Here is a 13,265-nt window from a genome sequence, read left to right as displayed (position 1 = left end):
GTCTTCGTCGCCGACGACGCCGGCGCTTCACGCGCGGCGACGCCCTCTGCCGCCTTCGGCGACATCTCCCCACAAGGGGGAGATCGGACGGCGCGTCGGCTTTCGCCAATCTCCAGCGCCGCAGAGCAGATGCCGAAGCACCTCCCTCACAGCTCCTTCTCCGCCAGCTCCCTGAATTCATCCGGCACCGAGCGCGCTGCTTGCAGCGCGACGGTGCCGTAGCCGACGGCCTGCTTGCCGAAGCGCTGGCGGATCTTGTCTATGGCGCGGTCGGCGCCGAAGCGGGCGAGGCCTTTGCGGCTGCCGGGCTTCAGCTTCTCGTCCGCCAGGCCGAGCGGCAGTTCGAGCTGCAGCTCGGCATGCTCTTCCAGATGCGAGACCGAGATCGCCAGCAGCGAGATTTCCCGTTCGCCCGGGTGAGCGGCGAGCACGCCTCTGACCAGCTCTTCCGCGACGTCAGCGAGCATGGCCGTCGCCTGGATCGGCTGCTCCAGCGTCACCGAGCGCGTGACCGCGCGCATGTCGGCAAAGCGCACGCGCACCGTCACCGTGCGGCCGGGCCGGTCCTTGGCGCGCAGGCGGCTGGCGACGCGATCGGCGAGATGCAGGAGCGTCGGCACGAAGACGCGCGGCAGCGCCGGTTTGCGGCCCAGCGCCGACTGCGCGCCGGCCGAATGGGCGCGGCGATGCGTCTCCAGCCGGCGCGGGTCGCGGTTCCAGGCAAGGGCCGCGAGCTTCTGGCCGGCGGCATGGCCGATCAGCCGCTCCAGCGCGCCGCTATGCGTGCGCGCCAATTGCCCGATCGTCTCGACGCCGATCTCGGCGAGCCTGGCTTTGGTTGCCGGACCGACGCCCCACATCAGCGACACCGGCAAATCGTGCAGGAAGGAAAGCTCGGTGCCGGGCTCGACCACCACCAGCCCGTCGGGCTTGGCCACCTGCGAGGCGATCTTGGCGAGATGCTTCGTCCGGGCCACGCCGATCGAGATCGGCAGGCCGAGCTCGCTCTTCACGCGGCGGCGGATGGTTCGCGCAATTTCGTCCGGCGGTCCGAACAGATGCGTGCAGCCGGCGACATCGGCGAAAGCCTCGTCGATCGAGATGCGCTCGACCAGCGGCGTGAAATCGTCGAGCACCTTGATCGCGGCGTCGCCGAGACGCTGGTATTCGCCGAAGCGGCCGCCGACGAAGATGAGCTGCGGACAGAGCTCGCGCGCCCTGCGGCCGGGCATGCCGCCGCGCACGCCAAAAATCTTCGCCTCATAAGAAGCGGCAAGCACTACGCCGCCGCCGACCGCGATCGGCTTGCCGCGCAGCGACGGGTCGAGCAGTTGCTCGACCGAGGCGTAGAAGGCGTCGAGATCGGCATGCAGGATCGTAGCGGCCGAAGCGGCGTTCGTGGCGGCCATCGCGCTCCCGGCTCCATCCATCCGCTTTGCGGCATCGCAGCATTAGCAGCAACTGTTGTAAGCGGTAATGCGTATGAACATAAAGAGAACAAAAGGAGTTTCCTGTCAAGCCGGCCAGCTGGGTATGAGAACATCTGCAACCCGTCACAACCAAGGGCTTTGACCGGTTGCGCCGGTGTGCTCCCCTTTGACGGGTTGACCGCTGACCAGGGAGGGGCGCGAAGGATCGCGGCCCAAAACTGCGTCATGCCAGGACGAAGTCAGGAGCCGAGCGACGCGCGAAGACCAGGATGACGAAGTGCGGCCGAGCCGGAGATCCAGGTTCTGAGACGATGGCGGGACAGCGCCCCCTCTGATCGTCCCACATGGGGGATCGGCCGTCCCTTCGCCGACAGCCGCCGCTAGGCCGGTTTGGCGTATTGCTCGGCGCTGAGCACCTCGATGCATTGGAATGGCTCATTGCCTTCCACCCAGGCGTCATGCCCGGGCGGGATGGTATAGGACGTGCCGGCCTCGAAGGTCTTCTGCGTCCCATCGTCCATGCGTATGGTGATCGTCCCGGACACGACATAGCCGACATGCGAGACTTGGCAGCTGTCGGTCTTGACCACCGGCTTCACGCATTCGGACCATCTCCAGCCCGGCTCCATGTTGAGCCGCCCGAGCGTGTAGCCCGGCAGCCGCACCACTTCGACGCGGGTCTTGGCGGGCGAGCGAACCTCGTCGGGATTGTTATGCGACTTGGATTCGAGCTTGGTGACCTTCATTGCAGCTTCGGCCATGGCATCCTCCCATTTCCAAGGATTGCAAGCGGGGCCTGACGCGCGATCGTCGGCGACCGCCGCTGGATTGATACGCCTTTCAATGAATGATTGCTAATGTAATTGCCGGGCGCGGCGCGAAATCGATTTTGCCGCGCAGGCCCTATTGCAAGCACGCTCTGCCGGTGTTTTGCTGTTCCTTGCGCCTGGCACGACGGTGGTTGAGGGGCCACCCCGTTTCTCGCCCCTTGGGGAGAATCCTGTGAACCCTCGGCAAGTGAATTTCGCCAATAGCGCCGCGGCAAAGCCAGGCCCCGTCCGCGATAGTCCATTTTCATTTCCGCTCGCGGGCGCGCGCTCACCGCGCCCATCGAAACCGCCATAGGCGAGGCCAAGCCGGGTGTAAGGCGATACTCGAAAAATCAGAAAAACTGGGAGGAATCGATGCTTCATCAGGTAGGAAAAACGGAAACCCGTCCGCCGGTCGGGGCAGTGCGCCGCACTCCGCCGGCGCTTCGCCAGTGCTGCGACAACTATATCTGTCCGACCTGCGACCAAGTCGTCGAACTGACGGACTTCCGCCAGGTCGTCTGGCATCAAAGGCCGGGCCATCGGCCGATGGAATTGGATGACTGAGCGGACCTGCCCGAGAAAAGAGGGCCCGAGAGAAAAAGGGCCCGCGCCTACCAGAGGAATGCGCGGGCCGAAGCTGGAGTAGCCATTCGATAAACGCGCAGCCGGCCTGCCGGTTGCGCCTGGCGGATCAGCCGCCGTTGGCCGGCGCCGGGGCCGGAGCCGGTGCGGCCGGTGCGGGTGCCGGCGTCGTCGACGGTGCCGCAGGCGTCTCCACCTTGGGCGCCTCGACCTTCGGCGCATCGAGCTTCACGTTGACATCCGTCGATCCGCCACCGCCGGTGCGGCCACCGACATTGATGATGCCGGTAAAGAACAGCAGGGCCACGATCGCGATGATGGCAAGAACGATGGCCACGGCTGTGCCGGCGCCGCCCCCGCCACTGGTGTTTACAACTGTAGGTCTGTCGGCCATGGTTTCCTCTCCTCTGCCGATTGGGATGTCGTGGCAACGGCGCCAAAGCTGGAATGTTCCTGCTTTCGGGCCACGGTCCCTTGTCAGGCGGGACCTGAGGCCGCACCTTTGAGCGCAGAGGTCCGAATGGGCGATTTCCGGAAACAAGTAGGCCCACAACTCATTGTGGCACAACCGTCGAGTAACGTCCCTTCATCGGCGGTTTGAAAGTGGAGTTGCCCGCCATTTCCTGCGATGTGGCGGGCAACTCCCACAATCCCGCAGTCTGCCGAGATTCGCGAACCTGTTCGCCGCGCTTTTGCCGGTCGATCCGACCACAGGCGTGCGCGACGTGCTTTTAAGCCCTGCCTGCCGCTTCGCTCGATCTCGGCGCGGGCCGCCCAGGCTGTCGCCAAATCATGATGCACCACTCCGAGCGGAACCCGGCCGCCCGTCACGCCGTTGTCTTCCGCGAAGGGATCCTGTGGGCGGAGGCCGCCATGGACAGCTTCGAACTGATCGATCTTCTCTGCGTCGTCGACGCCTGCGCCAGCGATGGCGCGGCTGGGCGCCTTGTTTCAATGTCGAAAGCCGTCGAGGAACTGCGCGTCTTGACCGGGGACTTCGTCTCGTCCGACGAAGCGGCGGCGAACGCGTTGAGCCAGGTGGCGCTGCAGCGCGGCTGCGCGGTGTTGTTCGACGAACAGCCGGGCGCCGATATCGTCGGCGAGTGCTGATTTCCCCTTGAAGAAGAGCGGCGCTATTTCACCAGGGTGATCATCCTGCCGGCATACATCTCGCGATTGCCGAGCTCGGCCGCGCAGTCCGATTTCACCGCCGAGTTTCCGGTCATGCCTACGGTATTGCCGACCAGCCGCAGGCAATTGCCCTGCGCGTTCATGTCCGAATTCCCGGCATAGGAGATCGCCGCGTCGGGGGCATAGATGAAGCCGCTGACCACCGAGCCGGATCCGCCGTTGATCGTCAGCGCCGAGGTGTTGCCCTTGGCCTGGAAGATGGTGATGCCTGCATAGGCGCCGCTGGCCGGCGGCGAGAGGTTCACCTGCTCATTGGCATTGATGTAGAGCTGCGAGCCTTCCATCAGGAAGATCGTCACGCCCTGGCCGGTGAGGCTGCCGTTGCCGCCGGGCTTTATGGTGACATTGCGCAGGATGTAGACGCCCGGATTAAGCGTGATCTTTCCTGACCAGGTCTTGTCGCAATAGGTGCCGGGCGAAAGCGTGACCGTCTTGCCGTTCGGCATCGATTGGCACATGCCATAAGCGGGCGGGGTGACATTGGCCAACGGGTCGAACGATGCGTACTGGTTTTCGAGCGGTGCGTCGCACGAGAGTGTTGCGTTGGGCGGCGTTATCCCCGAGGTCGAGCCGACCGTCGAGACGCATGCCGCGCTGAGCAGGGCCGAGCCGCCGCGGTCGATGGCGTCGGCCGCGTCCGAGTTTGCGGCGATCACGCAGCCGTTCATCGCGACATTGGTCGAGCCCTGCAGGTTGACGGCGGAGCCGACATGCGGATCGAGCGCCAGAACGCACGCTTGCGCCCCGGGTTTGACCTCGACGGAGGCGGAGCGGGTCGCCTGCCAGGCCGGCGCGCCGCTGATGAAAGCCGCACGGCTGATGCTCGACGACAGGGCGATGGTGTAGCCGCTCGGATCGCCGCTGGCCGCTGCCTGGAAGGCCCCGACGCTGCCCGAATATTCGCCGGCATCGGCGACGCTCAGATTGGCTGAGAAGAAAGTCAGGCCGAGCTGGCGCACATCGCCGGCCGACATGGTCGGTTGGTATTTCGTGCCCACCGCCAGCCCGGCTGCGTCCAGCGAGTTCTGCAGTTGCGCCGCGTCGTCGCTCGTGCCGGCCACATCGACGGCGCCGGCCACGACAAGCATCAGCGGCACCATGGCGATTGCGGTCGCCAGCGCGAAATTGCCGCGCGTCGAAGCCCAGAACCGTCTGATCATGGCAGCACCCCTCGCCGGAAACGGCAGAGACACTACTCCAGCCGTCTCTACGACCGATTTCCGAAAAAGATAAAATGCAGCAAAAGCTAAAATCGCTGATTTATCCGCAGCTTGACCTAACGTCCTATATAGAGTGGGACCTAAGTCTGAGTCGTGGCCGCGCAGGGCGGTAAATATGCATGCAAGGGTCTGAAAATCGCAAGTCGAGGAAAAAAATTAGCCATTCGTTTATCGCCGGGTGTTGAACGTGGTGGCTGGGATAGCTTGGGCGCGCTCGGCCATGAACACATTCGGTCGGATTTTCAGACAGTTCGTCTCCCGCCGCCTGCGGCGCGGCGAGAGCGGCAATGTTGCGACGATCTTCGCGCTCACCCTGCCGATCGTCGTCGGCGGGGCAGGGCTCGGCGTCGAGACGTCCTACTGGTACTATTCGAGCCTGAAGCTGCAGGCGACGGCGGACGCCGCCGCCTATGCCGGCGCGCTGGAAAAGATCCAGGGATCGGACACTGCGACGATCACGGCGGCCGCGACCCAGTCGGCGACCGACAACGGCCTCGGCAATGGCACCATCACCGTCCACACGCCGCCCACCTCGGGGCCGAACACGGCCAAGAAGGCAGTCGAGGTCATCCTCAACCAGAACCTCGACCGGATGTTCACCTCGATCTTCACGCAGACCAAGGTGCCGGAGCAGGCGAGGGCGGTGGCGCTCATTACCGATGCTTCCAAGGCCTGCGTGCTGGCGCTAAATAAGTCGGCCTCGCAGGCGGCGCTTTTCTCCGGCAGCACCAGCGTCAAGCTGACCGGCTGCTCGGTCATGTCGAATTCGAGCGCCGCGGACGCCATCAAGGTCCAGGGGTCGGCAGGGCTTCAGGCCGACTGCCTGATCTCGGTCGGCGGCGTTTCGCTGAACAACCCGGTGACCACGACCTGCAAGTCGCCGATAACCCAGGCCTTGCCCGCGTCCGATCCGTTCTCCAGCCTGCCGGCGCCCTCGACCAGCGGCTCTTGCCAGAATGTCAACAGCGGCAAGTCAACGCAAACAATCCAGCCCGGTACCTACTGCAATGGTATGAACCTCAACGGCAATGTCGCGCTTTCTTCCGGCACTTACGTTGTCCAGGGCAATTTGAAGATCAACGCCGGCGCGGTCATCACCTGCGCTGCACCCTGCACCAACGGCGTAACCATCTATATGACGGGCAGCAACACCATAAGCATGAACGGCAACGCCACGGTGACGCTCAGCGCGCCGACCTCGGGGACCTATTCCGGCGTGCTGTTTTATGGCGACAGGACGGGCAACGCCGCACAGAGCACCTTCAACGGCACGGCGACTTCTTCGCTGACCGGGGCAATCTATTTCCCCAAGCAGCAGGTCAATTATCTCGGCAATTTCTCGGGCGCGAACGGCTGCACCCAGGTTGTGGCCGACACCATCCAGTGGTCGGGCAATTCCACAATCAACCAGAACTGCTCGAGCCTTGGGCTGCAAGACATCCCCGCCGCCCCGTCTGTTGCGATTGTCGAGTAGCCGCGTGGCGCCGGCAGCGATCCGCTTCCGCAAGAATCGCTCCGGCGCGGCCGCGGTGGAATTCGCGCTGGTGTTGCCGGTGCTGTGCGTCGCGCTGTTCGGAATCGCCGATGGCTGGTCCTATGTCACCAGCTCGATGGCGATGCGGGCGGGTGTGAAGACGGCGGCGAATCTGCTGCTGGCCGGCGGGGGAGACGACACCGCCGTTCAGGCCGCCGCTCTTGCGAGTTGGGAGAAGAAACCCTCCGATGCGGCGATCACGGTGACACGCACCTACAAATGCGGAACGACCGTGGTCACGTCGTCGACCACCTGTGCGGGATCGAAAGTACCTTCCATCTATGTCCAGATCCAGGCGTCGGGCACCTGGGTTCCGCCGTTCACCTTCGGCGTCTTCCCGGGCAATAGCGCGCTCAGCCATCAGCAGGTGGTCCGTGTCCGCTAAGCAAAAAACCAGGCTGTTTGCCAGCAACGCCTCTGGCGGCGCCGCGATCGAGTTCGCGCTAATCGTGCCTTTCCTGATCATGCTTCTGTTCGGCATCTTCGCCTTCGGCTGGTCGATGAACAACGAGTCCAGCGTGCGCTATGCGCTCGAGGCCTCGGCGCGCTCGCTGCAGCTTGACAGGACGATGACCCAGGCTCAGATCCAGGCGATCGCGACGCAGAAACTACAGGCGCTCGGCTTGCAGAACGTGACAGTTACGATCACCACCGACCCGCCGAGCGGCGGGTTCAAGATGGCGCATGTCAGCGCCAGCTATGCCTTCGTCATCAACTTTCCCTATTTCAGCGATTTTCCGATCAATTACTCGACCACTGTCACCGTGCCGCTGATCAACAGCTGAAGCACGTCTCCCCAAAGTGGGACTTCGTTTCGGGTCAAAGCCAGGGCTAAGCTTAACAAGCTGTGTGGGCCGAAAGATTGCGACACGCTTCAGGGCATGCCGAGGAAGAATATATAAGTATATATCTGGGATTGGCCGCAAAGCGGGATAAGAACACCTCGGTAGCGCGCCCCAAGCGCTGGTGGCATCACCGCTCCCGCGGGTTGCCCGAAACGATGCCGCGCACGTCCGAAAATCGCCTTTATAAACAGGCGTCTTGTACTCCTCGACGGACGCTGGCCGCATAGCGTTGGGCCCATGGTCCGACGGGAGGTGGGCCTTCATTGTTCCAGAGGGCGGACCTGGCCTTAGCCCATTTATTTACGCAATAATTTCAGCAAGTTAACAGGTGTTCAGCAGGATTTCCGGAGCTGCTTCTCGGGATACTCTCTTGCCGCCACCGAATTTGTTTAAAAGTTACTCCAAGCCGTTAGGGAAATCTCATATGACGCGATCTAGCGGTTGGGCATTGGTGGCGATTCACCTGCGGAGAAACATGATGACAATCCGGAAAACACTTTTGGCTTCGCTTGCCATTCTGGCGCTCGCGGCTGCTCCCGCACTCGCCGGAGCCGGCGGCAATGGCGGTGGCAACGGCAATGGCGGCAGCCATGGCGGCGGCAACGGCAATGGCGGCGGTAACGGCAATGGCGGCGGTAATGGCAACGGCGGCGGCAACGGCGGCGGCAAGGGCCAAAGCAGCAACAGCGGCGCCTCGCACGGCAAGTCGGCATCGGCAAAGGCCGCCAAGTCGCAGGTCGACGATGCAACCGATGACGACACGACGGACGATACCACTACGGCCGCCACCCCGAAGGAGAAGAACATCCATGCCAAGCTCGGCCGGCTGAACTCGCTCCAGCGCAACATCAATGCCTACATGAATTCCAAGAGCAAGAAGTTCGCGGGCATTCAGGCTTATGTGACCCAGGCCGCCGTAGCCCAGAACGCGCAGGCCAAGCTTGACGCGGCAAACGCGAAGCTGGCCGCCGACCAGGCCCAGCTCGGCACGCTCACCCAACAGCTCGCCGACCTCAATGCAACAGACACGACCAACATGACGGCCGAGGAAAAGGCGGCTTTCGATGCGCAGGTTGCCGACGTTCAGGCGCAGATCGACGCCCAGAACGCCGCGATCGCCGCTGACACCCAGGCGGTCACGGATGCCCAGGCTGCGGTGACCGCTAACCCTGCCCCCGATGACGCCACGCTCGACGCCGCCCTGCAGGACATGGCCAACAAGCCGGTCGATCAGGAGGTGACGGACTGGGCCAAGGACGTGCTGGCCGACAAGATCGACCAGGCGGCCGCGGCGACGTCCACGCCATAAGGCACACGCGGCGAACCTGCCGCAGTGGAGTGCATGCATGCCGCCGGGGCGACCCGGCGGCATTTTGTTTGGCTTGACGGCAATGCATTGGAACGATGGCTACTGATCCAGGGAAGGCCGGGGGGAATCCTGGTTGCGGCGAGCAGAAACGCCACGCCGAGGCACAGGGCGGAGTTCAAAAAAAGGCTCGCCCTTGAGGCGAGCCCAAAAGTAGCAAAAGCCGAGGTGGTCAGACGGCTTCTACCCGCGTCCGAAGGTTAACATGCGGGGGTGTACCGACCGAATAACATTAGTTAAGGAATAGCTAAAAATCCCTCGGCGTCCGCACCGCTGGAAGCCTTTCGTCGGTTTTGGTCGGCGTTGTGCCACGTGTTTGAAACGGTGGCAGAACCGACGGCGGTGACGCAGACCGGGTAGTCGAAAATCGGCGCGCCGAAAACGAGTTTGACCGGGAGCTGCGTGGTCAGCTCCCGGCCCCGGTTGCCACCCCCGAGATCTCGCTGTGAATGTCGTACTACGATATAAAAGCCGGCGTTGGAATGGGGAACGGGCAATTTCTTTTGCGAGCCGCCCTGCATTGGGGAAAACAACTGCAGGCCCGGGAGCGCTGCCCCGCCGCCGCCGACCTTGCGAGTCTTTTTGCCTCGCCTGACGCTGTGCGCAATGCACACCAAAACGTCGCTGTCGTGTGGCTAATATGCATTGCGGTGTGTAGACTTAGCGGGTGAGGGATTTCACAGGGCATTGGGAGGACAACAAAATGCCACGGGTTTCGGAGCTTTTCTTCAAGACGGCCAGCATCTTTCTCATCCTGGGCATAGCCGCCGGGCTGCAGATGGCGATTTCGGGCGACCACGGCGCCTTCCCGGCGCACGCCCACATCAACCTTCTCGGCTGGGTGACCAGCGCGATCTTCGGCGGTTACTACGCGCTCAATCCGGCCAAGGCCGAGCGCCGCATCGCCATGATCCACTACGGTCTTTACACGGTTGGCCTCGTGATCATGCTGCCGGCGCTCTACTGGATGCTGGCCGCAGGCCATCCGGAGATCGAGCCGGTCGTGGCGATCGGCTCGCTGATCGTCGCCGCCGCGGTGCTGACCTTTGCCTTCATCGTCTTCTCGTCCGCAGAGACGGTGCGCTCGGCCACGGTCGCTCCGGCGCAGTAACGGTGCACCCAACAGCGCGTCGCCTGAACCGGCCCAGTGCGACGCGCTCAATTGCTCGATCGCACGCGGCCAAGATTGGCACGTCATCCTGTGGCGGAGCAGGGAGCGAAGCGACGCGGCGCAGACTGCAGGCCGTAAGCTCAGAGCGTTACGACGGTTGAGAATTCCGCCGCGCTGCGTTCCTCGACGAGGTCACAGCGTGGGTTCTCGGGTCTTCGCTCCGCTTCGCGTCGCTACGCCCAACGATGACGGCGTCGGGGCTTCGGCCGGACGCTGAGCCGCCTTACGGCAGCAGCCTCGGGAACAGCCGCGAGATGAGCGCGTGGACGATGCCGTCGCGCTCGAACGGGCCGGGCAGCTTGGCGGGGGCGCCGGCGTCGCTCGCCTTGCTCTCGTCCGTGGCCCGGCCTTCGGCTTGCACGAGCCACAGCACGGCCACGAAGTAGCCTGCCTGCAGCACCACGCCCGCCAGGAACGTCCAGCCAAGCGACTGCCAGACGGACCCGGTGGACATGAAGGTCCAGCCGAGAACCACCAGAAGCGTTGCCGTCATTCCCACAAGAAACTGCGGAAAATACATTTGCCCAACCGAGCGCCGCGACCAGTTAGGGTCTTCGACGATCTCGCCCATTGCTCTACCCATTTTGACCCTTGCACTTTTTCCGCCAGGATCGCAAGACTTCACGCAGACCCCTTGCCATAGGTCTTAATTCCGGCCCGCCGAAGGACCTACGCCTGAGGAACCCAGCCGAGGCCGATTCCGTTCCCTCGCGGAACGATGATCAGGAGTAGCTAATGGACGGCAGCGTCTACGCGGCGCGCTGGCTTGTTGCGCCTGCTTTTGGAACGCGCATCGTCTTCGCCGCTGCCGCAATGCTGCTGTGCTGACGCCCTCTGACGATCGCCGCAGTGCCCGCCCGCCGAGCACGTCCCTTCATCGGCGGGAGGCCGGCCTCTCCGCCTTTCCGCGAAAGAAGTGGAGGGTTAGCTCTGACCCCCATTTCGGCCGGATCACGTCGCGGCCGGCTAGGGGCTGGCCCACCGGCTATCGGGATTGGGGCCTTGGCTGCACCATTCTTGTATCGAAGGCGTCGGGCAGGCGAACGTGCGCCAGCGCCCTGACCGATCCCGTTCTCATGGCATCCGGCGGCAAGAGGATGACCATCTTGGCCTCGCGATCCGGCCAGAGTGGCCTGCCGCCTGCGAAGAACACAAGCGCCACAACGCCGATCAGAAGAACGGCGGCGAACAGGTTCGCAATGATCTCTCCGAGTTGCATGCAGCACCCCCAAAAGGAGCACCCGCCGCATCGCAGGTAGCGGCGGGTGCAACAACAACCGACGATGAAGGGACCTATGCTCGCCAGTCATGATCCAACAAGATAACTGCCTGTATGTTTCGAGAGGGGGACCAATGCCCTGCCAAACCAGACCTCAGTCCGACGGCTGTGTTCCGGTGGGGGCGGGCGATAAGGCTTTGATGGGGCTGCCCCGGCCTCGGGGAGAGGGGCGTTTGCGCCCGCGGCTGAAGCGACATAAGAAAAGCCCGCCATGCCATGCGGCACGGCAGGCCTCCTGTCTGAAATGCTGTCTGGATCAGGCCTCCAGGATCACGACGATCTTGTAGGTGTCCGGATCCACGATCACGATGCGCCCGTCGGCCAGCACGAAATACATATAGGTTTCGTAAGCCGGGACGATCTTGACGATGCGGGCCGGCAGGCGATGCAGCCGGATCTTTTGCCGCGGAACCTCGACCCCGACCGAGATGTCGAAGCTGACATCGCGAACCGGCTGGACGTTGGTCTCGCGGATGATCTGCGTGATCTGCGTCCGCTGCTCGACCGTCACATTGGTGATCGAGGCCGTCTTGTCCTGGTCGGTCTGGACGTTGCCCTGGGCGTTCTGCTCGGTCTGCATCTTGGTGGTGCCCTGGGCGTTCTGCTCGGTCTGCATCTTGGTGGTGCCCTGGGCGTTCTGCTCGGTGGTGGTGCCGGTCTTGCCCTGAGCATTCTGCTCGGTCTGCACCTTTGTGTTGCTGTCAGCATTCTGTTCGGTGCTGGTGCCGGTCTTGTCCTGGGCCTGCTGTTTCTTCTTCAGCGTGGTATTGTCCTGAGCGTTCTGCTCAGTCTTTGTGTCGGCCTTGCCCTGCGCCTGCTGCTTCTTCTTCAGCTGCGTATTGTCCTCGGCGTTCTGCTCGGTGCTGGTGCCAGCCTCGCCCTGGGCATTCTGCTCAGTCTTCATCTTGGTGGTGCCCTGGGCATTCTGCTCGGTCTGAGACTTCATCTTGCCTTGGGCCTGCTCGCCAGCCTTGCCGCCCTTCGGGCAGTCGGCCTGGCCGGCGGCACAACTATCGCCGCCGCTCGGCTGCACGGACTCGGTCTGCGCCATCGCGGCGCCGCAACCAACGCCGAGCGCGATCATGCTCGTGATCAGAAGATGCTTCATCTGATTTCTCCTCGGAAAGTCGGTCCCTTCGTTGGTTAAACACGACTTGGAAGGCATTGTTCCGAGATTGTTTAGCCAAGCGGCGGCGGCGTTCTTACGCCGGCGGATGCGCGGAATTTTGCAGGAACAAGCCGCGGTCCTCGGCGTTAGGACGGTGCCGATCGGCTGTGGAAATCGCAGGCGCAGCAGAGGAGGCGATTGACCACACAAAGGAGACGACCATGAAAATGCACATCACCACCGCCGCCGCGGCCCTCCTGCTTCTCGCCGGCGCTGGCGCCGTCGCTGCGCAGGACACCGTCGTGATCGCGCCCGAGCAGGAAACCGTCATCAAGGAATATGTGCAAAAGCAGCCGCTGGCTTCGGTGAAGGTTCCCGGCATCGAGCTGAACATCGGCAGCACGCTTCCCGAGACGGTCGAACTGCACGAGGTGCCGAACGTCAAATATCGCTATGTCGTGGTCGATAACCGGACTGTGATCGTCGACCCCGGCACGCGCAAGATCATCAAGGTGCTCAATTAACCGATAGCGTAATCGGCCGAACGGATGGCCCGCCGCCGGTCACGGCGGCGGGCGGTTAACGGAAAATTATTAATTTACGATATGCTAACGGAACCTTTGACCCACACCCAAGTTGGGCGCTTTGGGTCAAATCTGTCTCATAGGCAACACAAACCGGTGGCAGAAACAAACCTGTCTCATAGGCAACACAAACCGGTGGCAGA

14 protein-coding genes are annotated in these 13,265 nt (G+C 63.2%); 7 read left to right on the top strand and 7 right to left on the bottom strand.

Annotated features, from left to right (window positions below):
• Positions 1 to 146: 146 nt before the first annotated feature.
• From dinB to CK222_RS32700, 3 genes are all read right to left on the bottom strand, one after another.
• Positions 147 to 1,409, bottom strand: coding sequence for a DNA polymerase IV (gene dinB / locus CK222_RS19335; protein WP_095801569.1), 1,263 nt, complete (start codon positions 1,407 to 1,409; stop codon positions 147 to 149).
• 401 nt (positions 1,410 to 1,810) lie between these two features.
• Positions 1,811 to 2,191, bottom strand: coding sequence for a cupin domain-containing protein (locus tag CK222_RS19330; protein WP_095801448.1), 381 nt, complete (start codon positions 2,189 to 2,191; stop codon positions 1,811 to 1,813).
• Positions 2,192 to 2,933: 742 nt separating this feature from the next.
• Positions 2,934 to 3,218, bottom strand: a complete 285-nt coding sequence (locus CK222_RS32700; RefSeq protein WP_067001023.1) for a hypothetical protein — start codon at positions 3,216 to 3,218, stop codon at positions 2,934 to 2,936.
• A gap of 479 nt (positions 3,219 to 3,697) precedes the next feature.
• Between CK222_RS32700 and CK222_RS19315 the strand changes: the two genes are divergently transcribed.
• On the top strand, positions 3,698 to 3,934 hold the full coding sequence (locus CK222_RS19315) for a hypothetical protein (protein ID WP_095801568.1): 237 nt from the start codon (positions 3,698 to 3,700) through the stop codon (positions 3,932 to 3,934).
• Between the two features lie 23 nt (positions 3,935 to 3,957).
• Here the strand turns inward: CK222_RS19315 and CK222_RS19310 are convergent, their stop codons facing one another.
• The gene (locus CK222_RS19310) at positions 3,958 to 5,175 is read right to left on the bottom strand and encodes a TadE/TadG family type IV pilus assembly protein (protein ID WP_095801447.1); all 1,218 of its coding nucleotides are present in this window, start codon (positions 5,173 to 5,175) and stop codon (positions 3,958 to 3,960) included.
• Between the two features lie 280 nt (positions 5,176 to 5,455).
• Between CK222_RS19310 and CK222_RS19305 the strand changes: the two genes are divergently transcribed.
• The 5 genes from CK222_RS19305 to CK222_RS19285 all read left to right on the top strand — a co-directional run bounded on the left by CK222_RS19305 (position 5,456) and on the right by CK222_RS19285 (position 10,091).
• Positions 5,456 to 6,709 (top strand): pilus assembly protein TadG-related protein, encoded by a 1,254-nt coding sequence (locus CK222_RS19305; protein ID WP_067321698.1) that lies wholly within the window; start codon positions 5,456 to 5,458, stop codon positions 6,707 to 6,709.
• Positions 6,710 to 6,713: 4 nt separating this feature from the next.
• On the top strand, positions 6,714 to 7,154 hold the full coding sequence (locus CK222_RS19300) for a TadE/TadG family type IV pilus assembly protein (RefSeq protein ID WP_067321694.1): 441 nt from the start codon (positions 6,714 to 6,716) through the stop codon (positions 7,152 to 7,154).
• Entirely contained in the window at positions 7,144 to 7,554 is a 411-nt protein-coding gene (locus CK222_RS19295) for a TadE/TadG family type IV pilus assembly protein (RefSeq protein WP_067321690.1), read from the top strand. Before CK222_RS19300 ends, CK222_RS19295 begins: the two co-directional genes overlap by 11 nt.
• Before the next feature lie 430 nt (positions 7,555 to 7,984).
• On the top strand, positions 7,985 to 8,923 hold the full coding sequence (locus tag CK222_RS32345; RefSeq protein ID WP_164896086.1) for a hypothetical protein: 939 nt from the start codon (positions 7,985 to 7,987) through the stop codon (positions 8,921 to 8,923).
• A gap of 760 nt (positions 8,924 to 9,683) precedes the next feature.
• A complete protein-coding gene (locus CK222_RS19285; RefSeq protein WP_095801446.1) occupies positions 9,684 to 10,091 on the top strand; it encodes a hypothetical protein in 408 nt (135 codons plus the stop codon).
• Between the two features lie 283 nt (positions 10,092 to 10,374).
• On the opposite strand, the gene CK222_RS19280 is transcribed toward CK222_RS19285, so the two are convergent.
• The 3 genes from CK222_RS19280 to CK222_RS19270 form a co-directional block, all read right to left on the bottom strand.
• Complete coding sequence (locus CK222_RS19280) at positions 10,375 to 10,722, bottom strand: hypothetical protein (protein WP_245299725.1); 348 nt, start codon at positions 10,720 to 10,722, stop codon at positions 10,375 to 10,377.
• A 414-nt stretch (positions 10,723 to 11,136) separates the two neighbouring features.
• The gene (locus CK222_RS19275) at positions 11,137 to 11,370 is read right to left on the bottom strand and encodes a polymerase (protein ID WP_095801445.1); all 234 of its coding nucleotides are present in this window, start codon (positions 11,368 to 11,370) and stop codon (positions 11,137 to 11,139) included.
• Between the two features lie 316 nt (positions 11,371 to 11,686).
• Complete coding sequence (locus CK222_RS19270; protein WP_095801444.1) at positions 11,687 to 12,538, bottom strand: DUF1236 domain-containing protein; 852 nt, start codon at positions 12,536 to 12,538, stop codon at positions 11,687 to 11,689.
• A 221-nt stretch (positions 12,539 to 12,759) separates the two neighbouring features.
• On the opposite strand from CK222_RS19270, the gene CK222_RS19265 reads away from it, so the two are divergent.
• Complete coding sequence (locus tag CK222_RS19265; protein ID WP_067001081.1) at positions 12,760 to 13,062, top strand: DUF1236 domain-containing protein; 303 nt, start codon at positions 12,760 to 12,762, stop codon at positions 13,060 to 13,062.
• Positions 13,063 to 13,265: the final 203 nt, after the last annotated feature.

Source organism: Mesorhizobium sp. WSM3866 (assembly GCF_002294795.1).
Classification (GTDB): domain Bacteria; phylum Pseudomonadota; class Alphaproteobacteria; order Rhizobiales; family Rhizobiaceae; genus Mesorhizobium.
This window is presented reverse-complemented; position numbering and strand designations above follow the sequence as displayed.

Excerpts from the sequence above, each read along its gene's own strand:
- dinB (WP_095801569.1), bottom strand. The coding sequence starts at position 1,409 with ATGGCCGCCACGAACGCCGCTTCGGCCGCTACGATCCTGCATGCCGAT.
- CK222_RS19330 (WP_095801448.1), bottom strand. The coding sequence starts at position 2,191 with ATGGCCGAAGCTGCAATGAAGGTCACCAAGCTCGAATCCAAGTCGCAT.
- CK222_RS32700 (WP_067001023.1), bottom strand. The coding sequence starts at position 3,218 with ATGGCCGACAGACCTACAGTTGTAAACACCAGTGGCGGGGGCGGCGCC.
- CK222_RS19315 (WP_095801568.1), top strand. The coding sequence starts at position 3,698 with ATGGACAGCTTCGAACTGATCGATCTTCTCTGCGTCGTCGACGCCTGC.
- CK222_RS19310 (WP_095801447.1), bottom strand. The coding sequence starts at position 5,175 with ATGATCAGACGGTTCTGGGCTTCGACGCGCGGCAATTTCGCGCTGGCG.
- CK222_RS19305 (WP_067321698.1), top strand. The coding sequence starts at position 5,456 with ATGAACACATTCGGTCGGATTTTCAGACAGTTCGTCTCCCGCCGCCTG.
- CK222_RS19285 (WP_095801446.1), top strand. The coding sequence starts at position 9,684 with ATGCCACGGGTTTCGGAGCTTTTCTTCAAGACGGCCAGCATCTTTCTC.
- CK222_RS19280 (WP_245299725.1), bottom strand. The coding sequence starts at position 10,722 with ATGGGCGAGATCGTCGAAGACCCTAACTGGTCGCGGCGCTCGGTTGGG.
- CK222_RS19275 (WP_095801445.1), bottom strand. The coding sequence starts at position 11,370 with ATGCAACTCGGAGAGATCATTGCGAACCTGTTCGCCGCCGTTCTTCTG.
- CK222_RS19270 (WP_095801444.1), bottom strand. The coding sequence starts at position 12,538 with ATGAAGCATCTTCTGATCACGAGCATGATCGCGCTCGGCGTTGGTTGC.
- CK222_RS19265 (WP_067001081.1), top strand. The coding sequence starts at position 12,760 with ATGAAAATGCACATCACCACCGCCGCCGCGGCCCTCCTGCTTCTCGCC.